Source organism: Gelatiniphilus marinus, from assembly GCF_042684345.1.
Classification (GTDB): domain Bacteria; phylum Bacteroidota; class Bacteroidia; order Flavobacteriales; family Flavobacteriaceae; genus Gelatiniphilus; species Gelatiniphilus marinus.
The window spans coordinates 38,297-61,633 of sequence record NZ_JBHULK010000001.1 but is presented as its reverse complement, the minus strand read 5'-3'; the positions used below and the strand labels follow the sequence as shown (position 1 = coordinate 61,633).

Sequence of the window (23,337 nt, the reverse complement as noted above, 5' to 3'; positions counted from 1 at the left end):
ATGAAAATGAATGGCTAAACGCAAGGCATCACGAAAAAACAATTTAACCGAAACATTTTGGTAATAGGTCAATACATTTTGAAAATTACCATACAAAATGTTTCATTTGAAATATCAATACTTGAATTGAAAAGGTTTTTTGAAAATTAAAACCCCTTTAACAGCAATGCTAAATAGGTCATGTAAGGTTATTTCAAAGAAAGCCATGTCAAAGTAGATTAAATTCTACAGTGATATGGCTTTTATTTTTTATAATTTCTGCACTTCTTTTTTATCAATTTCTTACAAGCGCATTGCTTTTTTGCCATTCTAACAAATTCGTTTCAAAACGCTTTACTTCGCAAGTCTTTAAAACTTTTATAAAAGTCTATTTTTGTATATTCGTTTCGCAAAAAAAGCCAGCAGTAGTTCTGCGCTTGTTTTTTAGTTACAAACCTATAAAAAAACCAAGGTAAATGTCTAAAATTATTTATACCAAAACCGATGAAGCACCAGCTTTAGCAACTCGTTCCTTTTTACCCATTGTTGAGGCTTTTGTGAAGTCTTCCGGAATTCATATCGAAACTAAAGATATTTCGTTGGCAGCAAGAATACTAGCTGCTTTTCCAGATTTTTTAAACGCAGATCAACGTGTTTCAGACGATTTAGCCTTTCTTGGCGAATTAGCAAAAAAACCCGAAGCCAATATTATAAAGTTACCAAACATTAGTGCTTCAATACCGCAATTAACCTCAGCGATAACAGAGTTGCAATCACAAGGTTTTGGCATTCCTAATTACCCCGATGAGCCTAAAACCAATGTAGAACAAGATATAAAATCGCGTTACGATAAAATTAAAGGCAGTGCAGTAAACCCAGTTTTACGCGAAGGAAACTCAGACAGACGCGCTCCTAAAGCCGTAAAGAATTATGCAAAAAAGAACCCACATTCTATGGGCGCATGGTCTAGCGATTCTAAAACACATGTGGCAACCATGAGCCATGGCGATTTTGCGCATAACGAAAAATCTGTAACTTTAGAAAATGCTACAACTGTAAAAATAAAACATATTGATGCTAACGGAAACAATACCATTTTAAAAGACAACTTAGCATTATTACAAGGCGAAATTATTGATGCCACAGTATTAAGCAAAAAAGCTTTATTACTTTTTTTAGAAGAACAAATTGCAGATGCCAAAACAAAAAACGTGTTGTTTTCACTACACATGAAAGCAACTATGATGAAGGTTTCAGACCCTATTATATTCGGCCATACCGTTCGTTCTTTTTTTAAAGATGTATTTACAAAACACCAAAAAACATTTGAAGAAATTGGTGTTGATGTTAATAATGGCTTTGGAAATTTACTAAGTAACATACAAACATTACCAGAAGCTAAGCGCAGCGAAATAGAAGCTGATATTAAAACTGCCTTTAAAAACGGCCCAGATTTAGCCATGGTAAATTCAGATAAAGGTATTACCAATTTACATGTTCCAAGCGATGTAATTATTGATGCATCCATGCCAGCCATGATTCGTACCTCGGGACAAATGTGGAATGCCGAAGGCAAACAACAAGATACCAAAGCTGTAATTCCAGATAGTAGCTATGCCGGAATTTATGCTGCAACCATAGATTTTTGCAAAAAACATGGTGCATTCAATCCTACAACCATGGGCACGGTACCTAATGTTGGATTAATGGCACAGAAAGCCGAAGAATACGGATCGCACGACAAAACCTTTGAAATCCCTTCAAACGGTACGGTACGGGTTATTGATGCTTCGGGCAAAACTATAATCGAACATACAGTTGAAACAGGAGATATTTGGCGCATGTGTCAAGTTAAAGATGCGCCTATTCAAGACTGGGTAAAACTAGCCGTTACTCGCGCCAAAGCATCGCAAACTCCAGCCGTTTTTTGGCTAGATAATAACAGAGCGCACGATGCAGAACTTATTAAAAAAGTAAATACTTACTTAAAAGACCACGATACAGATGGTTTGGATTTAAGAATCTTATCTCCAGTCGATGCCACAAAATTTACCTGCCAAAGATTAAAAGATGGTAAAGACACCATTTCTGTTACAGGTAATGTGCTACGCGATTATTTAACAGACCTGTTCCCTATTCTAGAAGTAGGTACAAGTGCAAAAATGCTGTCCATTGTACCTTTAATGAATGGCGGCGGGCTGTTTGAAACGGGCGCTGGCGGATCGGCACCAAAACACGTACAACAATTGTTAGAAGAAAACCACTTGCGCTGGGATTCTTTAGGTGAATTTTTAGCACTTGCCGTTTCATTAGAACATTTTAGCGAAGTGAATAATAATACAAAAGCCAAAATATTGGGCGAAACCCTAGATGATGCCACCGATAAGTTATTGGAAAACAAAAAAGGCCCATCGCGTAAAGCCGGCGAACTGGACAATAGAGGCAGCCATTTTTATTTAGCCATGTATTGGGCCCAAGAATTGGCAAATCAAAATACAGATGCAGCTTTAAAAAAGGAGTTCTCAGTATTAGCAAAACAATTAGCAGATAATGAAACTGCTATTATAAAAGAATTGACAGAAATTCAAGGAAAGCCAACAAATATTGGCGGCTACTACAAACCAAACGAAACTTTAACAAACCAAACCATGCGACCAAGCAAAACGCTTAATAGCATATTATAGTACCTAATCTATATATTTTGTTAAAAGCCTCTAAAATTAGGGGCTTTTTTTTATTTTTATAAAAAAAACTGCATGAAAAATTTTATGCTATGGTTTACTATGGCCATATCGTTTTATAGCCTCTCTCTAAATGCTCAAGAAAAATTTACGCTAAGCGGAATTATTTCAGAACAAAAAAGCAACGAAACACTTATAGGTGTTAACATTATTTTCCCAGAAACCGGAACAGGAACCACAACCAACGAATATGGTTTTTATTCCATCACATTACCAAAAGGTACTTACTCTGTAATTATTAGTTACCTTGGTTACAAAACCATAACACAAACCATTGAATTAAATAACGATATTTCCAAAAACATAAGTTTAGTTGAATCTCTAGAAAGCTTAAACGAAGTTATAATAACAAAGAATGTTGAAAAACTAAGCATTAAAAACCCGCAAATGAGTGTTAATACTTTAACCTCAAACACCATAAAAAACATTCCCGTTGTGTTGGGCGAAGCCGATATTGTTAAAGCCATTACCCTTTTACCAGGTGTTACCAATGCAGGCGAAGCCTCTTCTGGCTTTAATGTTAGGGGCGGTTCGGCAGATCAAAATTTAATCCTTTTAGACGAAGCTGTTATTTACAACTCTTCGCATTTGTTTGGTTTCTTTTCGGTTTTTAATCCAGATGCCATTAAAGATCTGCGCTTGTATAAAGGCGGAATTCCAGCACGTTACGGTGGTCGTGTATCTTCGGTTTTAGACATTTACCAAAAAGAGGGCAACAGTAAAACCTTTGGGCTTAACGGTGGTATTGGTATTGTAGCTAGCCGATTACTTGCCGAAGGCCCTATTAAAAAAGATAAAGGTGCTTTTCTTTTTGGCGGAAGGTCCAGTTATGCCCATTTATTTTTACCACTTTTCGACATTGATAACATTGCCTATTTTTACGATTTAAACACCAAACTGAATTATAAGATAAACGACAGAAACAACATCTATTTATCGGGCTATTTTGGTAGAGATGTTTTTAGAATACAGGATGCTTTTGAAAATACCTATGGCAATTCGGTATTGAATTTTAGATGGAACCATTTATTTTCTGCTAAACTGTTTTCTAACCTATCACTAATTTATTCAGATTATTATTATGGCTTAAAACTCAATTTTGTAGAATTCGATTGGGTTTCTGGCATCCAAAACTTTAATATTAAATACGATTTTAAACATTATTTAAACGATAAACTAAAATTGCAATACGGCCTTAATGGCATTTATTACAAATTTAATCCCGGGGAAATAAACCCAACTGTGGAAACTTCGGGCATAAATCCGTTTAAACTTATAGACAAGTACGCTTTTGAAAACGCTTTTTATTTTGATGCTGAACATAAAATTTCGGATAAACTGGCGTTATCGTACGGGTTAAGATGGAGTTCGTTTTTTCGCTTGGGGCAAGACGAACTTAATGTATATGAAAACAATCAAGCTGTCGTTTTTAACGCCAATTTTCAAATTTACGAAGAAGCCAATCCTATTGGTACAGAATCATTTAAACGTGGCAATGTGATTGAAAAATTCTTCAATTTAGAACCGCGTTTTTCAGCAGCTTATCAAATCAATTCAAACAGTTCTGTAAAAGCTAGCTATAACAGAATGAGTCAATATTTACATTTATTATCGAACACAAACTCGCCAACACCGCTAGATGTTTGGACACCAAGTGGTAGATATGTAAAACCCCAATTATTGGACCAATACGCTTTGGGTTATTTTAAAAATTTTAATAATGATGCATATTCATTAGAAATTGAAGGTTTTTATAAAACCATAAAAAACAGGATAGATTATATTGATGGTGCAGATTTAATAGCAAACAACGCTATCGAGCAGGTTATCCTTAACGGAAAAGCTAGAGCTTACGGCTTAGAATTTCTACTAAGAAAAAACGAAGGCCGATTTAATGGTTGGTTGGCGTACACACTCTCTAAATCTGAGCAAAAAACCCAAGGCAGAACAGCAAACGAAACAGGTATTAACAACGGCAATTGGTACAATACACCTTATGATAAAACGCACGACATCTCTTTAACGGGAAGTTATAAATTAAATGATAGTTGGGAAATTAACTCTAATTTTATATTCCAAACGGGGCAGCCAGCAACTTTCCCCAATGGTCAATATGTTTATAATGGTATTAATATTCCCAATTATGGCCAGCGCAACGAAAGCAGATTACCATCGTACAACAGACTGGACGTTTCGTTAAAATACCAGCCAAAACAAGCAAAAAACAAAAAGTGGAAAAGCCATTGGGTTTTTGGTTTTTATAATATTTACAATCGTAAAAATGCGGCTTCAATAAATTTCAGTCAAAATACAACAACAGGCTCAAACGAAGCAACGCGTTTATCAATATTTGGCATTGTGCCATCAGTTTCTTATAATTTCAAACTATAAGTTCATGAAAAAACTAGCATTCCTTATTATAATTAGCATACTTACAATGTCTTGCGAAGACGTTATTCAGGTCGATTTAGAGACTGCCGAAACCAGATTGGTTATAGACGCCTCATTAAATTGGCAAAAAGGCACAACCGGTAACGTACAACAAATTAAACTATCGCTCACTGCTCCTTTTTTTGATGAAGTTATTCCACCGGCAACAGGTGCAATAGTAACTGTAACCGATACCAATAACAATACCTTTAATTTTACCGAAGAAGGCAACACAGGCCTCTACAGAACCAATACCTTTATTCCTGTAATTGGCACCAAATACACCTTAACCATTGTTTATAAAAATGAAGTATTTACCGCTACCGAAACATTAATACCGGTAACACCCATTGAATTTGTTGAGCAAAAAAACGATGGCGGTTTTGCAGGTGACGAAACAGAAATTAAAGCCTTTTATACCGACCCAAAGGATATTGAAAACTACTATTTATTCGAATTTAGAAAACCAGTAACAAACACTATTAACCTTGAGGTTTACGATGACGAGTTTACAGACGGCAATCGAATTTTCGCGTTTTATTCAGACGATGAGCTTATAAGCGGCGACCAATTAGAAATTATAAGTTACGGCATCTCCAGTAGCACCTACAGCTATCTTAATATTTTACTGCAACAAACCGACGACGAATCTGGCGACCCCTTTGAAACCCAACCAGCAACCGTAAGAGGCAATTGCATAAACACAACCAACGCAAACAACTACCCCTTGGGGTATTTTAGGGTTTCTGAAACCAGTATTTTTTCTTACCTTGTAGAATAACTTTATAATTTGAAATTAACCATTATGACTTAATTTTTGATGTATAGTTTAAAATAAATAAAATGTTTAAGACGATTTTAACTAAAATAAAATCTTACAAGTTTATATTTTATTTACTTTTACAAACAATCAATCAAGACTCAAAGTAATATGAACAAAAAAAAAATCGCCTTTATTTTTGGCGCAATCGTTTTATTAATTATTGTTTATTCGTTTTTTAGCTCCAATACCGATGAAGATGTTTCACTTACCGCCAAAGTAGTTAAAGGCACTTTTTTAAACGAAGTTTTAATTTCTGGCGAAGCACAATCTACAAGTTCAAAAGAAATCAATGGCCCTAGTAACGCAAGACGATTTGGTATCTACAATATAAAAATTCAAGATTTAGTACCTGAAGGAACCATTGTAAAAAAAGGGGGGTATATTGGTAAACTTGATGTGTCTGAACTTAACGGCAAAATACTTGATGCCCAATTAAACCTTGAAAAAGCACAATCAAGATTTACGCAACAACAATTAGATACCACACTTACCCTAAAGCAAGAACGCAATTCCATCAAAGATTTATTATTTAATATAGAAGAAGACAGTTTAGAATTAGAACGCTCTATTTATGAGCCGCCAGCAACCATTAGATCTTTAGAAATTAAAATTGAGAAAACAGCCCGGGATTTAAAAGAAAAAAAAGCAGACTACTCTATTAAAAAAAGACAAGCTAATGCAAAAATGATTGAGGTTGGCACAGAGGTTTCCAAAATTTCTAAACGAATAAAAGAATTATTAGAATTACAAAAAGAATTCACCATTTATTCTGATGATGATGGAATGGTAACCTATATAAAGGAGTGGAACGGCACAAAAAAGAAAGTAGGGTCTACAATATCGCCTTGGCAACCTGCCATTGCCAGTTTACCAGATTTAACTAAAATGGAATCGCGAACTTATAGCAACGAAGTTGACATTAGAAAAATAAAAAAAGACTTAACAGTAAAAGTTGGTTTTGATGCTTTCCCAGATATTGAGCTTGATGGCATTGTAACCGATGTTGCCAATGTGGGCGAGACTAAAGCAGGCTCGGATATTAAACTGTTTCAGGTTTTAATTAAATTAAATGAAACCAACGAAAATATAAGACCTGGCATGACAACATCAAACAGAATACTAATTGATAAAAAAAATGATGTTTTAATGATTCCGTTAGAAGCCGTTTTTGCCAAAGATTCCATTAGTTATGCCTATGTAAAATCTGGTTTATCCATAAATAAAAAACAAGTAGAATTGGGTGCATCAAATAACGAAGTTGTAATTGTAAATAAGGGGCTAAAAGAAGAAGAGGTTGTTTATTTAAATAAACCCAAAGATTTAGAAGATAAAAGTATAACGCTATTAAAATAAGATGATAGACAAACTACTTTTAGACAAACTAAAATCTAATTTCACAGAGGCATTTTGGTTTATAAAAACAAATAAGGTTAGAACCTTTTTAACAGCACTAGGTATAATTTTTGGTGTAGCTTCTGTAATTACCATGCTTGCCATAGGTAATGGAGCCGAAAAAGAAATATTATCGCAACTAGAATTAGTAGGTGTAAATAACATTGTGGTTACACCCATACCCGATGAAGAAGATGAAGACGCCAAGGAAACCGATGAAAATGCTGGTGAATCTGAGCCAAAACGATTTTCAAAAGGGTTAGACATACAAGATGCTTTAAGTGCCCAAAGAAACATTCCGAGTATAAAACTTGTTAGCCCAGAAATTATTTTAAACACGTATGTTATTAACAATGGCAGACAAAACTCTGTTAAACTCGTTGGTATAACCCCTTCGTTTTTTGAGTCTTCAAATATAAACTTAGAAAACGGTAAAAGTTTTTCAGAATTCCAAATTAAAAACGCCTTACCCGTATGTATTATAGGAAAAAAAGTTGAAAAAAAATTATTTACAGGCGAAAGCGCTTTAGGCAAACAAATTAAAGTTAAAGATGTTTGGTTAAAGGTAATAGGTGTTATTGAAGAAAAATTAATCTCTGATAAAGCACAAGAAAACTTAGGAATAAGAGATTTAAATGAAGACGTATATATACCCATAAACACATTTTTAGTACGTTACAAAGACCGCAAAATAATTAGTGATAAAATAGGGGCTAGAAATAGAAATCAAAATGGCCCTAAACAGAGGCAACCCAGAGGCAATTATCATCAAATAGATAAATTAACGGTACAAGTTTCAAATTCAAACGAGTTAAAAGCAACTGCCGAAGTTTTAAGCAAAATGCTAAAACGAAGACATAACGATGTGTTGGATTTTGAAATAGAAATACCCATCCAGCTCCTTAAACAACAACAAAAAACAAAGCAAATATTTAATATTGTTTTAATCATTATTGCAGGCATATCGCTATTAATTGGTGGTATTGGCATTATGAATATTATGCTAGCTTCGGTATTAGAACGCACCAAAGAAATAGGCATAATCAGAGCCATTGGAGCCACAGAAGAAGATGTTATTCTACAATTTCTATCAGAATCTGTACTCATTAGCGTTGGCGGTGGAATTATAGGAATTATCGTTGGAGTTATGGGAGCTTACATTATTGAAATAGTTTCCGGTATAGAAACGGTTTTATCTTTAAATTCAATTTTGGTATCATTCTTTATTGCTGTTGCCGTAGGCTTGATATTTGGAATATTCCCCGCAAAAGCAGCCGCTAACAAAAAACCCATTCAAGCTTTAAGATCAGAATAATAAAATATGAAAAAAATACTCCTTCTTATTATTGTTGTTTTTCCATTATTCAATAATGCACAGTCCAAAAAACTAACGCTTAACGAAGCGATTGAAATTGCTCGAAAAAAATCGCCCGATTATAAAATTAACCTAAACAGAAACCAATCCAATTACTGGCGTTACAGACGTTACAAAGCAAGTTTTTTACCAGAGCTTAGGCTTACCGCTACACTACCGCAATACACAAATGCTGTAAATAGAATAACAAATGATGCCGGACAAGATATTTTTGTAACACAAAACCAATTACTTATAGAGGGCGGTTTGTCAATTTCGCAAAGTGTACCCTACACAGGTGGCACATTGTCCGTAAATACAAATTTAGAGCGTGTAGAATTATTTGGTCTAGACGATAATATCGGGTATTCTGTTGTTCCGTTTTCTGTTAATTATTTTCAACGTTCAATATTATTCAACGAATTCAAATGGGACAAAAAAATTGAACCACTCATTTACGAAGAATCAAAAAGAGATTTTATCGAAAACATGGAGCGCATATCTGTTAGCACCTCCAATCGCTACTTCGATTTGCTAAAAGCGCAAATGCAGTTGGCCATTTCAGAAACCAACTTAAAAAATCAAGATACCTTATTTCAAATAGCAAAAGGACGATTTAGAATTGGAAAGATTGCCGAAAACGAACTTTTGCAAATGGAGTTAAGGTTCTTAAATTCTAAAAATAGAGTTACCACAAATACGGTCGAGTTAAAAAGAGCGTCACAAAATTTAGCACGCTATTTAGAATTAGATACCGAAGATTTAACCTTAGAAATTCCAGAAGACCTACCGCTTTTTAATGTCGATGTAGATAAAGCTTTAAGTGAAGCGCAGTCTAACCGAAAAGCAGTTATAGAATTTAGAAGAAAACGGTTGGAGGCCGAAAAAGAAGTGGCATTTCAAAAAGGAAATAATAGGCTGCAATTAGCCATAAGGGCTAATTTTGGAATATCGCAAAATGGCGAAGATTTTAACAACCTTTTCAACAACTTTAACAAACAGCAAAACGTTACAGTTTCTGTTGGCGTACCTATATTCGATTGGGGCGTATCCAAATCCAGACGCAAAATGGCTGAAGCTAATTTAGATTTAACCAACAATAATATCAACCAAGACAAGCAAGAATTTGAACAAGAAATTTATCTGCATGTTTTAAACTGGTCCAACCAAAGAGATTTTTTAGTTACTGCCGAAAAAGCTAAAGAAGTTTCAATGAAACGTTACGAAATTTCTAAAAAAAGGTATGTGCTAAACAAAGTAACCATTACAGATTTGAACATTGCTTTAGAAGAAAGGGATAAAGCTATACTTCAATACTTAAATTCTCTAGAAAATTTCTGGCGAGATTATTATATATTAAAACAACTTACGCTTTATGATTTTATTAATGATAAAAAAATAGAAGTTGAAGATATTCTTTTTGATTAAAACTCGCTAATAATTCATACTTTTGAATTATGGGCTTTACAAAAATAACCGAACAAGATTCAAACTACAACCATCTGGAAAAGATGAGTGTAAAAGAATTAATTTCGAACATAAATACCGAAGATAAAACAGTACCGCTTGCTGTAGAAAAATCGCTTCCGCAAATAGAATTACTAATAGAGCAAATTGTACCAAAATTAAAAAAAGGTGGTCGCTTATTTTATATCGGCGCAGGTACAAGCGGGCGTTTAGGTATTTTAGATGCCTCAGAATGTCCACCAACATTTGGCGTTTCCCCAGATTTGGTTATCGGAATCATTGCCGGAGGCGACACCGCTATTAGAAACGCCGTAGAATTTGCTGAAGATTCTACAGAATTGGGTTGGCAAGATTTACAACATTATAACATTAGCGATAAAGATGTTGTAGTTGGTATTGCGGCTTCTGGCACCACGCCTTATGTTATTTCGGCTTTAGAAACATGCAACAAAAACAACATTATTACGGGGTGCATCACTTGTAATTTAAACAGCCCTTTGGCAGCGGCATCAAAATACCCCATAGAGGTTATTGTAGGTCCAGAGTTTGTAACCGGAAGCTCCAGAATGAAAGCAGGAACCGCCCAAAAATTGGTTTTAAACACCATAACAACAACAACTATGATACTGTTGGGCCATGTAAAAGGCAACAAAATGGTCGATATGCAGTTGAGCAACAACAAACTTGTTGATAGAGGTGTTAGAATGATTATGAACGAAATTAACGTACCTCAAGAAAAAGCAAAATACCTATTGGACAAATTTGGCAGTGTACGTTTGGCGGTTAAAAATTACAACCATGGAAACACATAAAACAAATAAAAACATATTGGTTAAAGGTCTAAAAAAAATGGGGGTTGCCCTAGGCGGAATGTTTTTAGGCCCAATACTTTTGCATATTGCGCTAAGCAATAAAGAAAAACCACTTTACATACCTATATTGATTCTAGGCGGCACAATTTGCGCACTAGCCGTTTTTTTTGCCTTTAAAGGCATAAATACGGTATTAGACAGTATGTTTAAAAACAACAATTCTTAATTTAAAGAAGAAAGCTTCGGAGTTGTTGGGTTATAACCAAAATCAGCATCGTTAAAAGGAATCTTCAAACCTTGCAATATATAATTTATAATAGCGTAATGATGAATGGTATGGCTATTTGCCTGTGCAAAAACAGCACCCAGGGTATATTTTATTTCTATTTTACCAAGGCCTAAATCATCAACTACAACTACGGGATCGTTCATATTAAAATCAGCTTTCCGCAATTTTTCAATAATTGTATTTAGATAATTTGCTGCACAATCACATTTAGATTCCACATCCTTACTTCTACTCCTAGCAGTCAAATCAATTAAATTATCCGAATTGAATATACAATCATAAAAATCTAAAATATGTCTAATATGGGTACCAATACTAGAATAATAAGGAGCTACAGTAGCATTGCTTAAGGTGTGGTCCTGCAAGCCATCTAATAAAACTTTAGTCTTTTGAAGTGTTTTAAGTGTAGATTCAATAATTGTAATCATATAAACCAAAATAATAAAAAAATAACCCAAAAATACTGTTGCTTAGTCTTTTATATCTAAAATACTTACAGTATTGTAAAATAAAATTCTGCGCTAATAATTACATTCTATGTACCTATTAATAAAATTCTTTGCTAAATTTACAAATAGCTATTAAACAACACTTTACTTAATTGAAAAATTTTGTCTCGGCTTTATTTGCTTGTACACTGCTAAACTGTTTTTCTCAAAATAATTTTGAAAAAGACACACTTAAACCAGAGATTAAAAAACAAATAGCCTTTAGCAATTTATCTATAACAGACGGGCTCTCACAAAACAGTGTAATTAGCATAGCCCAAGATAGCGTTGGCTATATGTGGTTTGCTACCCAAGATGGCCTAAACAAATACAATGGGCGTTCGTTTAAAGTGTACAACAAACAATTTGAAGACATTACAAGACCCACATTTAGCAGACTGGGCAAAATTTATATCGACAAAAAAAACAAACTATGGATAATTACCAACCCAGGAAAACTAGAACTTTACAACCCCAAAACAGACAGCTTTGTTGGCATTAAAGCATTTAGCAATGTAAGTGCGATTTTTCAAGACAAAAAACACCATACCTATATTGGTACTCATGGAAAGGGTTTGTTTAAAATAAACGCTATTACAAAAGATACCGTACAGCTATTAAAACCAATAGATTTAACAAAAACCATTAATGCCCTTTACCAAAACAACAACACAGTAATTGCCGCAACATCGGGTACGGTTTTGCAAATTAGCGAAAATAACAGCTATAAAAATTTAAAAACCAATAAAACAGATAGTATAAATTTTAGTACTATAGAAAAAACCAAAGATGGTACACTTTGGTTTGGTAGTTTTGGCAACGGGCTGTATTACAAAAAAGCAAAGCAAGATTCTCTACATGCGTTTGCAGAACATGGCGGTATTAAAATACCAAAACACTTAAATATTGAAGACCTTTTGGCAGACAGCAAAGACCGATTATGGATTGCCACCTATGGCCATGGTGTATATTTACTAGATTTTAAGCATAAAACTGTCGCCAATTTTCTGGAAAACAAAAGCAATCCCTTTGCCATTCAATACAACGATATTTTGTCTTTATACAAAGATAACACAGGTATCATCTGGCTTGGTACAGATGGTGCAGGTGCCAATTACTACGACGAACATTTACTTAAATTTAATGTGCTTACCAACAAACAAATGCCAAAATCCGTCAATATAGATGTGGTTAGAAGCATTAGCACAGATCCCAAAGGAAATATGTGGATTGGCACCTCAGGAAAAGGCTTAACATATATTAATAACGATAAAAACATTTACAATACAATATCAACAAACAACTCTGATATAGCAAGCAACCGGATTATCAGCTTGTCTTATAATAACAAATCCTTATGGATTGGCCACCAGGCATTTGGACTGAATATTATGGGAACAGATGGGCGTTTTAAATATTTTCCGGAGATATCTAACTACACCATTTGGTGGATGCTGCCCAAAACACCACAACGCAATTGGTTATGTACAGAAAACAACGGTTTGGTACTTTTTGATAAAAATGAAGGCATTATAGAAAAATACAACACCAAAAACTCTGCCTTAACCTCAAACAATATAAAAACAGCAGTTAAAGGCAATTTAAACGAACTTTGGATAGGCACAGAAAACAAAGGGGTTTTTAAACTCGACCTGCTAACCAAAAAAATCGAAAAACTTAAAAGCGTTAACGGCTCTATTAAATCGCTTTTATTTAAAGATGGTGTTTTATGGATTGGCACCGCGGGAAAAGGGCTAAAAAAGTACGATATTAAATTAAACGAAACATCTGTATTTACCACAGAAAACGGTTTGCCAAATAATGTTATCTACGGTATTTTACCCGATAACAACAACCTTTGGTTAAGTAGCAACGGCGGTTTAACCAAGTTTGGCTTATCGCCAAACCAAGACAATCCATTAATTGAAAACTATAATAATTATGATGGTTTGCAAGCTCTAGAGTTTAATACCGGAGCGTATTTTAAATCGCCAAACGGCACCCTTTATTTTGGCGGTCTCGAGGGCGTTAACTGGTTTCATCCAAATCAAATATCATTCAATAAAGTAAAGCCAAAAACCATAATTTCAAGCTTCGGAATATTCAATAAAAACAAACCCCTCATTCAAAATAAAGCCTACAAGCATAACCAAAATACCGTAACATTTACATTCTCTAGCTTGCATTTCTCTCAACCCGAACGCAATTTATATAAGTACAAACTAGAAAACCATGATAGCAATTGGCTAAACTCTAACAATGTAAACACTGCCCATTACACCAACTTACCACCAAATAATTATGTTTTTAAAGTAATCTCCAGTAATTACGATGGCGTTTGGAACCAAGTTCCGGCAACCTACGCATTTACCATATTAAAACCTTGGTACATAAATAACACAGCTAAAATTATTTATGGGCTTCTTTTAGTATTAATTCTATTTTTAACCTACAAATACTTTAAATGGCGATGGCAGCTAAACTTACAACTAGAGCTGGAACACGCCGAAACCAATAGGTTAAAGGATTTAGATGAATTTAAAACCAAACTCTACACAAATATCTCACATGAATTTAGAACACCCTTAACCTTAATTTTAGGACCAACCGAAAACCAACTGGCAAAAAACAAGATTAGCGATACCGACAAAAAAGAGCTTTCCCTAATCCACCGAAACGCTAAACGCCTTTTAAACTTGGTCAATCAGTTATTGGATTTGGCAAAATTAGAAACCGGCCATTTAAAATTAAACATAGAAAACAACAATTTAAGTATTCTTTTAAAACAGATCGCATCATCCTTTCAATATCGGTCACAAAAAAAAGGTTCGCGCTTTAAAACAAACATTTCAAACATCCCTAAAGCTTGGTTTGATAAAGATATTGTAGAAAAAATAGTAACCAATTTACTGGCCAATGCGGTAAAATACACACCCAAAAACGGCCACATATACTTTAGTGCAGAACAACAAAACCACTATGCCATCCTTACCGTTTTAAATAGCGGAAGCACCATTAAACCAGAAGATTTAAGTAAATTATTTACCCGCTTTTATCAGGTAAACCCCAATGCAGACGGTGTTGGTATCGGGCTGGCCTTGGTTAAAGAACTGGTTGCTTTAACCCATGGCTCTTTGGTAAGCAGTACCGTTAATACAAACGAGATCCAGTTTACCGTAACGCTTCCCATCTATAAAGACGCATTTAATATTGAAGATATAAAACATGAGCAAAGCAAAATTATAAACCGGCATACTTCAGACATAAAAAAAGAAGGATTAGAAAACACCAACGAATCTTCTGAAAAACCTGTTTTGTTAATTGTAGAAGACGATAAACACATAAGGCAATACATCGAATCCACTTTAAAATCTAATTACAAAATCATAAAAGCATCCAACGGAAAAATTGGTGTAAAAAAAGCGCTCGAAACTATCCCTGATATTATAATAAGCGATATAATGATGCCCGTTACCAATGGCATCGAACTCTGCAACACATTAAAAAACAACATGCTTACAAGCCATATTCCCATTATATTGCTTACCGCAAAAGCTGGTGAGGAAAACGAATTAAAAGGGCTTGAAGCCGGTGCAGACGATTTTATTACGAAACCTTTTAAATCCAAACTATTAATCAAACGTATTGAAAATTTAATTGAATTAAGAAAATCGCTTCAAATGCGCTATTCTCAGCATAGGTTTTTAAAAACAAAGGATATAGCAACCAGCACACATGATAAAGATTTTTTAAACAGCATAGAAAATGTCCTGGACAAACACCTATCAAACCCAGATTTTAACGCGGCCATGTTTAGCAAACTAATGCTGGTAAGCCGTATGCAATTGCACAGAAAACTAATAGCACTTACAGGTTTAACAACTACTGGTTTTATACGCTCACAACGCTTAAAAATGGCCATATCGCTATTAAGGAAATCTAATTTAACCATCTCAGAAATTGCCTACCAAGTGGGTTTCAACACCCCTTCTTACTTTATTAAATGTTTTAAAAACGCCTATAACTGCACGCCAAACGATTATATGAACAAAATATAAGTTATTCAATTTATGTTACAAATGTTCTATGTTTTGTTACATATATGGTACGCCCCAAAACACTTTCCATATAATTTTACATGGTAAAACAAAAGGTGTTTATAGACCTTGTGGCATAGCTTTTTAATGAGCAATTCAAAAGCAAACTATAATAACCAGTTCCTTAATTACCAAGATGCGATTATATAAAAAACAACCATTACAAGCTAAATTGTACACTTAAAAACTACATTATGAAAACAAGATTTACTTTATTATTTGGCCTGTTATTTTCTTATTTGTGCATGGGAAATAACATAACGGTAAGCAATATTACTTTAGAAAATTTAAACGAATCCGAGAGTTGGGTGCAAGTGGAATTCGACTTAAGTTGGGAAAACTCATGGCGCATTAGTGCTGGCCCTTCCAATTGGGATGCCGCCTGGGTATTTATTAAATACCGCGTAAACAGTGGTAATTGGGCTCATGCGCAATTGGCACAGACCGATTTTGTTACCGCAGCCGGTAGCACCATTGATGTAACCAATGATGGTGTTGGCGCTTTTGTTTACAGAGACAGCGACGGTAGTGGTAATATCAATCTGCAAAATATGCGCTTACGATGGGATTATGGTTCTATAGATACCAATGATATTATTGACATTCAAGTATTTGCCATAGAAATGGTATATGTGCCACAAGGTGAGTTTTCGGTTGGTGGCAGCACAGGAAATGAAAGTGGCAAATTCTACTCCTTTTTTTCTTTTGTTCCTTATAAAATAACATCGGAAAATGCTATTACAGTTGCTACCGGTGCTGGCAACCTGTATTATGGGCAACCTAGTGGTTCCGACACAGGAGATCGATTAGGCCCCATTCCCTCTACGTTTCCAAAAGGATTCAACGCTTTTTACTGTATGAAATATGAAGTAAGCCAAGGCCAGTGGGTAAGCTTTTTTAACACACTTACCGATACCCAAAAAACAAACAACGATATTACTGGTTCTATCGGAAAAAATTCGGATGCTCCGTTTGCCCGAAACACAATTTCATGGGAAGATGGCAGTGCCACTGCCACTACAACAAGTCCAGACATTGCCTTAAATTATGTTGCAACTACATATACGCTGGCTTATTTGGATTGGGCAGGCCTTAGGCACATAACCGAACTGGAATATGAAAAAGCATGCAGAGGACCTATTGCCCCAAAAGCAAATGAATTTGCCTGGGGAAACTCAAATATTGCCACAACAGCATACACCTATATTAACGAATCTCAACCTGCTGAGTTGGTAACCAACCCGGAAACAGGTACTGGAAATGCTAACTATACAGTAACAAATGGCACCCCGAGCGGTCCCAAACGCTGTGGCATTTTTGCCGCCAGTGCCATAAACAAAACCCGTGAGGAAACTGGCGGCAGCTATTACGGCATCATGGAATTAACAGGAAATCTTTACGAACGTTGCATAACCGTTGGGCTTCCCGAAGGCAGGGCCTTTACCGGCACGCATGGCGATGGTGTATTAACAACAGCCGGAGCCTCCAATGTAAGCTCATGGCCCACAAATGCTACGGGCATTGGGTATAGAGGTGGATCTTATGCAAATGGCACGGACTTTATAAGAGTATCCGATAGATATGATGCCGCCAACGCTATAACAAATGGCAATACTAGATTAGGCTTCCGTGGCGGTCGTACAGCTGAATAATATCCATAAAACCATGAAACATCTATTTATAACACTATGTGCTGTCTGTATTAGCCCGTTTGCAAATGCCCAATTTGCAGGTGGCGATAACGAAGGAAGCGATACCTCACCATTACATGGTAGCCGCCTTAATGGAGAAATAGCTTCATTTTCGGTGCTTTATCAAGGTGGTTTTGGCGATGGCTTTAATGCAGATAAAAATCAAGGGCTGCTCATTAATCAACCCTTTACAATTTTCCACGGAAGTTCTGGAGATGGGTTTTCCATTAATATGGCATCCAGCACAATAACCGGTAGTAATGTGAATAGTATGTACGGCGGAAAGTTTGGTGATGGCTTCTCCAAAGATAACCTACAATCCGTTCTTAACGGACAGGATTTAAACGTTTTATATGTTGGCAACTCTGGCGACGGGTATGATGCCGAAGTATTAAACGGCACATTTCTTAAAGGGTTTATCGCTGAAATTTTTAATGGTGGAGATGGTGATGGTTTTGCTAATTTGTTAAAATCGGACACCTATTTATCGGGGCTTATGTTGATGCTTTACCAGGGCGGAAACGGCGACGGCTTTGATGCCGATTTACTAACAACCGCATTAACGCTGGATGTGGTAGAACACCTGATTGAAATGGATGTGCTGCTATACCCTAATCCGGCAAACCATTTGGTTAACATTAAAGCTGGTAACGGCATCATCATTAAAGCTATAGATTTATATGATATATCGGGAAAAAAGATTGAAGTTAAATTATCGAACAAAAACCAATTGAACGTAAGTAATCTGCCTGATGGCATTTACCTAATAAATATATATTCTGAAACAGGAGCGGTGAGCAAAAAACTTATTGTTAAAAAATAATTCACAAATTGCTAACTATTTCGTTTGAATTTAACACAAAACTATTCAGTAAAAAATGCTAATAAATTTATACGATTCCTCAGAAAACAAAAAACAATAACCTAAACACAGAACAAACGATTATAGATGCACAATAACATAAAATAAGTAGCCCGATGTTACAAATGTGCTATGTTTTGTTACATATATAGCATGTGTTAAGACTTAATAATTCTAATTTTAAATCAGCATTAAAAACTGTTAAAGTGTGTTTTTCACAGCTATTAAATAATGCCAGAGCTAACTAAAATAAACGAAGACGAAAATAAGGAACATCCTATATATTTAAGCATAGATCATTTAAAAGATGGCCGTTACAAACTAAACATAACTCTTAAAAACAAGGTAATAAAATCTATCAAACTGAATAAAAATATATAAAGACGCTATTAATCAAGTCTGTAAAGGGGAATAACAAAAACGTTAGTTGGCGTTGTTCCCTTTTCAATTTAAAATCAATTAACCATTATAAAATTATAGTTATGAAAACAAAGTATATCCTTACCGCAATTTTACTATTCTTAATAACAGGAATGAGTTTTTCACAAAACTTTCATGACAAACCAAATAATGAAACAGATGGTGATTTCCCATCTAAATGGGATTTAATAAAAGGTTCTGCTCAAATTGACACGTTTCAAGGCGAAAAAGTAATTTCGTTATCAAATGGTGCGATAATTACACCTTTATTAAACAGTAAAAGCTACTTAGCCGATTCATTTACATTAGAATTTGAAGCTTATTTTAATGTGGTTAGAAAAGGCCCTACCGAACAACATTATAGCATTAGGTTTTGGGATAGCAGTGATCGAATTATCTTCAAAAACAGTATTGGAAAAGGATGGTACGGCCCTGTCAAAATTTTTAGACATGGCGCTTATCTTTATGGTAATGACGAAATAAATAAGAGAAACATAGCTCACAATGTCTTTAACAATGATCATGCCCAAAAAAAAGAAGCCACTTGGCGCTTTATTGCAATACATTTTAATAAAGGTTCATTAAAAGTATCTATTGATGGGAACCAGATAATTAATGTGCCAAAGTACAAATTCAAACCTGCCATCATTACCATTGGAGGTGAAACCTTAGAGACTGGCAATGCTTTTGTTCGAGCTATAAAAAACGTTAAACTAACTGGTATCAAATCATCTAAACCAAATCAAGCAGGCACAAAAATAGTGCTGGTTATTGATAAAGAAACCAACCAAGTTCAGAATATAGAATTGTTTGAAAGCATGCAAAATACAGAGCTTGTCAATGCAAAATATCCAAACAGCAGTTTCCGTTTAGGTATTTTATATGGTGATTATGTGGTACAACCTTTAAAAAATTCTGCGATTTCTATTAACACCTCAAAAGCGTATTTACCTGGGGATCAGTTTCTTCCTGGTGATCAATTTTTACCGGGAGACCAGTTTCTTCCTGGTGACCAATTCCTTCCGGGTGATCAGTTCCTTCCAGGAGATCAGTTTCTTCCAGGTGACCAATTTTTTCCTGACGACCCGCCTTTCTTACCAGGAGATCAGTTTAATAAGGGCAAGCAATTCCTTCCTGGTGATCAATTTAATATGAGAATCATAAAAGCAAAAATACTAGCTACAACAAACAATAAAGTCCTTTTAAAAGTAGAATAGTTATAAAACCAAAATTAATTTTGTTAGTGTTTCTTCTTTTTTCTGGGTTACAAACCCAAGCACAACTATTAGACGAGTTAAAGAAAAGAGTCAAAGAAAAAGGGCTGGAAACCAGAGAAGTTTCACTTGACACGTCTGATAATGCAAAGCACAGAACAAACGATTATAGATGCACAATAACATAAAATAAGTAGCCCGATGTTGCCAATGTGCTATGTTTTGTTACATATATAGCATGTATTAAGACTTAATAATTCTAATTTTAAATCAGCATTAAAAACTGTTAAAGTGTGTTTTTCACAGCTATTAAATAATGCCAGAGCTAACTAAAATAAACGAAGACGAAAATAAGGAACATCCTATATACCTAAGCATAGATCATTTAAAAGATGGCCATTATAAACTAAACATAACTCTAAAAAGCAAGGTAATAAAATCTATCAAACTGAATAAAAATATAGAAAGCCAAAAACATATAAAGACGCTATTAATCAATTCTGAAAAGGGAATAACAAAAACTATTGTTGGCGTTGTTTCCTTTTTATTTAAAAACTTATTAAGTAGTTAGCAACAAACACAACATTTAGTCTTGATCCGTAATTAATTCTTTACCAGAAGAATAACAAAGTGCTTGATTTAGTATCAAATCAAATTAATAGCTTGAAAAATTCATTATTCTGTACTTATTCTGTACTACCCTAAATAGAAAAAGGCTTTCGATTTCTCGAAAGCCTTGTCTTCTCTAGTAGCGGGAACTGGACTCGAACCAGTGACCTTCGGGTTATGATTACCAAGTAGTTACACATAAATAACATAATATGTATGCCGAAAAGTGTGCCTTATTTACTCTGCAATACTATTTGGCAATGGTATTTATCTTTGATTAGAACTTCAATAGTTACCTCTTTAAATGCACACTGATTAACTTTAGATTTTAGATAACTGTAATGAGATAGCTCAAAATCGCAAATTACACTATAGAGTATATCTCCGTTATACTGTAAGATTACATTATTTGAAAATGGTATTCCAAATAGTGTTTTAAAATCTCCTTTTATATACTCATAATTTTCATACTCTAATTCATTACTAAAAGTTGATTTTAAAGTCTTAAGATTAAACTCATTTAACTCATACTGTTCTCCAATCTTAAATGGTAACTCTTTTAATAAGGAATTACACATACCTTAATTAAAAGTATATTGATACTGATAACTTTGTTGGTTTATAGTTTCTTGATGTACATTAACACCATTCACAGAACCATAAAAACGCATTTCAGCTTGAGAAGAATCTTCTATATAGAATTCTAAATCAAAGCTTGCTGTATTCTCTGGAATCTCTATACTAACTATATTTTGAGTATAATCGAAATCTGAATTAATTGTTGACTCTGTACCATCTTCTAAAGTCAATGTAGTTGTTAATCCTACAGATACCCAACTTTCAAGAGAACCTGTTGTAAACTCTACTATATGAGATTGGCTAATTTGCTGTTCTTCTCCTTGATTGTCATCATCACTTGAACAGGCTGTAAATGCAAAAATCGCTATTAATGCTAAAAAAATATTCTTCATAATTTATTATTTATTGGTTAATTGATTTTTTTGTTAAAATGGCAAGTCATTATCTGCTTCATCTAAAAAGCTAACTGGTTCTTGCTGTGTTTGGATTTGAGGTGTAGGCTGTTCACTATTTACAAGCTCTATTCTCCAACCTTGAATAGCATTAAAGTATTTAGCTACTCCCTCTGGATTAATCCACTCTCTACCTCTTAAATTAAGAGCTATTTTCACTTCTTGACCTACAACATAACTATCTAGCAAATCACACTTATCTTGTATGAACTCTACTAAAATATGTTGAGGATACTGTTCTTCTGTAGTTATAACAACCTCTCTTTTTCTGAAGCCATTATCACCTAGGACTTGAGTCCCATTTAAAATTTTTATCTTTCCTATTAAGTCCATTTGTTGACGTTTTAATTTTCATTATAATATCTTTAAGATATACCTCTTCTTTACTAAATGGTTTTGTAGTTTCAAAATTCTTATTTACTCCCTCATATAGTTCTGTGAATAGTAATTCTACTATAAAAGATTTATGCTCTCTTAAGTTTCTATCAGGAAATTCAGCTTCTAAAGTGTCTTTAATTTTACTTAAACCAATGTATCTTTCTTCATGTTTAAATAACCACCAAGCAACTTTATCCCTACTACAAAAACCTTCAAGATTTAATAGAGCTTCTAGCTCGTCTATTACCTCTTTAAACCTCATATTAACCTATTCTATTTATAGAATTTTTAAAATTGAGTTTACTATAAAACTCTATGAACAATTGTCTCACCTTTAAAGAATAACCTTCATATACCATTATCGACTTACTTCCCTTACTACTATTTGAAGTACTAAAAAAGATAAAGTCACTTTCAAACTTATCAGAATCAGAACTTTCTACATTAATTGGACTGAACTCAAGTATTCTTTTACCTGCATGATTCAACTCATAAACATTAAGACCTTCAAAAATTAATTTATAGGGCACTTCACTAGATGATAGTAACTTATAAGGAACATAAATAAGCCCTGTGAATGAAAGTAATATCATTAAAATATTATCACTAAACAATGCTAGTACACTTACAACTAAAAGCACTAATAGAACAACATAAAAATGCTCAAACATCAAATGTTTATGTAGCATATTTCTATGGTTTGTATTCACAAAAACCAAACTATTAGCATTGTTTTTAGAAGTTTTCAACTCATAATCAATAAAATTATCTTTATCCTTATAAAGGTCTAAAACAACATTTTCTTTAGACCTCAATGAGTCCTTATTTTCTGTAATTCTTGAAATATTTAGTTTCATACTGTATTAATCTATAATTAACAAACATACTTATTTTATCATTTATGATAACCAAAACAACACAGTTAATTATCATTTTTGACAACTAGATAATATGTGTTTTAAAATGGATGATAAAGACCAACTTCAAATAGCAATTGGAAAACGAGTTAAAATGTTAAGAGAAAAGCAAAGAATTGCTCAACAAGACCTTGCTGCTAAATGTAATATTGAAAAATCTAACTTTAGTCGTTTAGAAGCTGGTGGAACCAATCCTACTTTATACACTTTAAAAAGGATTGCTGATAATTTAGGTATCACTTTATGTGATATTGTAAACCTAGAGGATAAAAAGTAAGATTTAGCTATTAATACTAATCTATAGGACTTACAAACTGCAAATTTTCACTTAGAAAGACTACTC

At 34.1% G+C, this 23,337-nt stretch carries 20 protein-coding genes; 15 read left to right on the top strand and 5 right to left on the bottom strand.

Annotated elements, in window-relative coordinates; translation table 11 throughout:
• Nucleotides 1–455 precede the first annotated feature (455 nt).
• The 8 genes from ACFSQS_RS00270 to ACFSQS_RS00235 all read left to right on the top strand — a co-directional run bounded on the left by ACFSQS_RS00270 (nt 456) and on the right by ACFSQS_RS00235 (nt 11,224).
• Nucleotides 456–2,663 (top strand): NADP-dependent isocitrate dehydrogenase, encoded by a 2,208-nt coding sequence (locus ACFSQS_RS00270; RefSeq protein WP_388012285.1) that lies wholly within the window; start codon nt 456–458, stop codon nt 2,661–2,663.
• Between the two features lie 72 nt (nt 2,664–2,735).
• Complete coding sequence (locus ACFSQS_RS00265; RefSeq protein WP_388012282.1) at nt 2,736–5,111, top strand: TonB-dependent receptor; 2,376 nt, start codon at nt 2,736–2,738, stop codon at nt 5,109–5,111.
• A gap of 4 nt (nt 5,112–5,115) precedes the next feature.
• Entirely contained in the window at nt 5,116–5,931 is an 816-nt protein-coding gene (locus ACFSQS_RS00260; RefSeq protein ID WP_388012279.1) for a DUF4249 domain-containing protein, read from the top strand.
• Between the two features lie 150 nt (nt 5,932–6,081).
• Complete coding sequence (locus ACFSQS_RS00255; RefSeq protein WP_388012276.1) at nt 6,082–7,326, top strand: efflux RND transporter periplasmic adaptor subunit; 1,245 nt, start codon at nt 6,082–6,084, stop codon at nt 7,324–7,326.
• Between the two features lies 1 nt (nt 7,327).
• Complete coding sequence (locus ACFSQS_RS00250; protein ID WP_388012273.1) at nt 7,328–8,680, top strand: ABC transporter permease; 1,353 nt, start codon at nt 7,328–7,330, stop codon at nt 8,678–8,680.
• A 6-nt stretch (nt 8,681–8,686) separates the two neighbouring features.
• A complete protein-coding gene (locus tag ACFSQS_RS00245) occupies nt 8,687–10,147 on the top strand; it encodes a TolC family protein (protein WP_388012270.1) in 1,461 nt (486 codons plus the stop codon).
• Between the two features lie 29 nt (nt 10,148–10,176).
• Nucleotides 10,177–10,998, top strand: coding sequence for an N-acetylmuramic acid 6-phosphate etherase (gene murQ, locus ACFSQS_RS00240; protein WP_388012267.1), 822 nt, complete (start codon nt 10,177–10,179; stop codon nt 10,996–10,998).
• Nucleotides 10,985–11,224 (top strand): DUF6095 family protein, encoded by a 240-nt coding sequence (locus ACFSQS_RS00235; RefSeq protein ID WP_388012264.1) that lies wholly within the window; start codon nt 10,985–10,987, stop codon nt 11,222–11,224. The genes murQ and ACFSQS_RS00235 overlap by 14 nt, the downstream gene beginning before the upstream one ends.
• On the opposite strand, the gene ACFSQS_RS00230 is transcribed toward ACFSQS_RS00235, so the two are convergent.
• Nucleotides 11,221–11,715 carry a hypothetical protein gene (locus ACFSQS_RS00230; protein WP_388012261.1) on the bottom strand — a complete coding sequence of 165 codons (495 nt, stop codon included), beginning with the start codon at nt 11,713–11,715 and terminating at the stop codon, nt 11,221–11,223. The genes ACFSQS_RS00235 and ACFSQS_RS00230 overlap by 4 nt on opposite strands.
• A gap of 173 nt (nt 11,716–11,888) precedes the next feature.
• On the opposite strand from ACFSQS_RS00230, the gene ACFSQS_RS00225 reads away from it, so the two are divergent.
• From ACFSQS_RS00225 to ACFSQS_RS00200, 6 genes are all read left to right on the top strand, one after another.
• Nucleotides 11,889–15,833 (top strand): hybrid sensor histidine kinase/response regulator transcription factor, encoded by a 3,945-nt coding sequence (locus ACFSQS_RS00225; protein WP_388012258.1) that lies wholly within the window; start codon nt 11,889–11,891, stop codon nt 15,831–15,833.
• 233 nt (nt 15,834–16,066) lie between these two features.
• A complete protein-coding gene (locus ACFSQS_RS00220) occupies nt 16,067–17,524 on the top strand; it encodes a formylglycine-generating enzyme family protein (protein ID WP_388012255.1) in 1,458 nt (485 codons plus the stop codon).
• A 13-nt stretch (nt 17,525–17,537) separates the two neighbouring features.
• Nucleotides 17,538–18,386 (top strand): T9SS type A sorting domain-containing protein, encoded by an 849-nt coding sequence (locus ACFSQS_RS00215; RefSeq protein ID WP_388012252.1) that lies wholly within the window; start codon nt 17,538–17,540, stop codon nt 18,384–18,386.
• Nucleotides 18,387–18,656: 270 nt separating this feature from the next.
• Nucleotides 18,657–18,806, top strand: coding sequence for a hypothetical protein (locus tag ACFSQS_RS00210; RefSeq protein ID WP_388012249.1), 150 nt, complete (start codon nt 18,657–18,659; stop codon nt 18,804–18,806).
• A gap of 101 nt (nt 18,807–18,907) precedes the next feature.
• Nucleotides 18,908–20,062 (top strand): hypothetical protein, encoded by a 1,155-nt coding sequence (locus ACFSQS_RS00205; protein ID WP_388012246.1) that lies wholly within the window; start codon nt 18,908–18,910, stop codon nt 20,060–20,062.
• Nucleotides 20,063–20,375: 313 nt separating this feature from the next.
• Nucleotides 20,376–20,630, top strand: coding sequence for a hypothetical protein (locus ACFSQS_RS00200; RefSeq protein WP_388012243.1), 255 nt, complete (start codon nt 20,376–20,378; stop codon nt 20,628–20,630).
• Nucleotides 20,631–21,249: 619 nt separating this feature from the next.
• Here the strand turns inward: ACFSQS_RS00200 and ACFSQS_RS00195 are convergent.
• The 4 genes from ACFSQS_RS00195 to ACFSQS_RS00180 are packed head-to-tail and all read right to left on the bottom strand — an operon-like array spanning nt 21,250 to nt 22,934.
• A complete protein-coding gene (locus ACFSQS_RS00195) occupies nt 21,250–21,639 on the bottom strand; it encodes a hypothetical protein (protein WP_388012240.1) in 390 nt (129 codons plus the stop codon).
• 33 nt (nt 21,640–21,672) lie between these two features.
• Nucleotides 21,673–22,032: a DUF3127 domain-containing protein gene (locus ACFSQS_RS00190; RefSeq protein ID WP_388012237.1), complete on the bottom strand. Its 360-nt coding sequence runs from the start codon at nt 22,030–22,032 to the stop codon at nt 21,673–21,675.
• A complete protein-coding gene (locus ACFSQS_RS00185) occupies nt 21,980–22,339 on the bottom strand; it encodes a hypothetical protein (protein ID WP_388012234.1) in 360 nt (119 codons plus the stop codon). The genes ACFSQS_RS00190 and ACFSQS_RS00185 overlap by 53 nt, the downstream gene beginning before the upstream one ends.
• A 1-nt stretch (nt 22,340) precedes the next feature.
• Complete coding sequence (locus tag ACFSQS_RS00180; protein ID WP_388012231.1) at nt 22,341–22,934, bottom strand: hypothetical protein; 594 nt, start codon at nt 22,932–22,934, stop codon at nt 22,341–22,343.
• A 106-nt stretch (nt 22,935–23,040) separates the two neighbouring features.
• Here ACFSQS_RS00180 and ACFSQS_RS00175 point away from each other — a divergent pair, with 106 nt between their 5' ends.
• Complete coding sequence (locus ACFSQS_RS00175) at nt 23,041–23,271, top strand: helix-turn-helix domain-containing protein (RefSeq protein WP_388012228.1); 231 nt, start codon at nt 23,041–23,043, stop codon at nt 23,269–23,271.
• Nucleotides 23,272–23,337 lie beyond the last annotated feature (66 nt).

Bases quoted from the DNA above. Each gene is read 5' to 3' on its own strand.
- ACFSQS_RS00175 (WP_388012228.1), top strand. From the start codon at position 23,041: ATGGATGATAAAGACCAACTTCAAATAGCAATTGGAAAACGAGTTAAA.
- ACFSQS_RS00265 (WP_388012282.1), top strand. From the start codon at position 2,736: ATGAAAAATTTTATGCTATGGTTTACTATGGCCATATCGTTTTATAGC.
- ACFSQS_RS00200 (WP_388012243.1), top strand. From the start codon at position 20,376: ATGCCAGAGCTAACTAAAATAAACGAAGACGAAAATAAGGAACATCCT.
- ACFSQS_RS00250 (WP_388012273.1), top strand. From the start codon at position 7,328: ATGATAGACAAACTACTTTTAGACAAACTAAAATCTAATTTCACAGAG.
- ACFSQS_RS00255 (WP_388012276.1), top strand. From the start codon at position 6,082: ATGAACAAAAAAAAAATCGCCTTTATTTTTGGCGCAATCGTTTTATTA.
- ACFSQS_RS00270 (WP_388012285.1), top strand. From the start codon at position 456: ATGTCTAAAATTATTTATACCAAAACCGATGAAGCACCAGCTTTAGCA.
- ACFSQS_RS00190 (WP_388012237.1), bottom strand. From the start codon at position 22,032: ATGGACTTAATAGGAAAGATAAAAATTTTAAATGGGACTCAAGTCCTA.
- ACFSQS_RS00215 (WP_388012252.1), top strand. From the start codon at position 17,538: ATGAAACATCTATTTATAACACTATGTGCTGTCTGTATTAGCCCGTTT.
- ACFSQS_RS00260 (WP_388012279.1), top strand. From the start codon at position 5,116: ATGAAAAAACTAGCATTCCTTATTATAATTAGCATACTTACAATGTCT.
- ACFSQS_RS00245 (WP_388012270.1), top strand. From the start codon at position 8,687: ATGAAAAAAATACTCCTTCTTATTATTGTTGTTTTTCCATTATTCAAT.
- ACFSQS_RS00180 (WP_388012231.1), bottom strand. From the start codon at position 22,934: ATGAAACTAAATATTTCAAGAATTACAGAAAATAAGGACTCATTGAGG.
- ACFSQS_RS00205 (WP_388012246.1), top strand. From the start codon at position 18,908: ATGAAAACAAAGTATATCCTTACCGCAATTTTACTATTCTTAATAACA.
- ACFSQS_RS00195 (WP_388012240.1), bottom strand. From the start codon at position 21,639: ATGAAGAATATTTTTTTAGCATTAATAGCGATTTTTGCATTTACAGCC.
- ACFSQS_RS00235 (WP_388012264.1), top strand. From the start codon at position 10,985: ATGGAAACACATAAAACAAATAAAAACATATTGGTTAAAGGTCTAAAA.
- murQ (WP_388012267.1), top strand. From the start codon at position 10,177: ATGGGCTTTACAAAAATAACCGAACAAGATTCAAACTACAACCATCTG.
- ACFSQS_RS00230 (WP_388012261.1), bottom strand. From the start codon at position 11,715: ATGATTACAATTATTGAATCTACACTTAAAACACTTCAAAAGACTAAA.
- ACFSQS_RS00220 (WP_388012255.1), top strand. From the start codon at position 16,067: ATGAAAACAAGATTTACTTTATTATTTGGCCTGTTATTTTCTTATTTG.
- ACFSQS_RS00185 (WP_388012234.1), bottom strand. From the start codon at position 22,339: ATGAGGTTTAAAGAGGTAATAGACGAGCTAGAAGCTCTATTAAATCTT.
- ACFSQS_RS00210 (WP_388012249.1), top strand. From the start codon at position 18,657: ATGCCAGAGCTAACTAAAATAAACGAAGACGAAAATAAGGAACATCCT.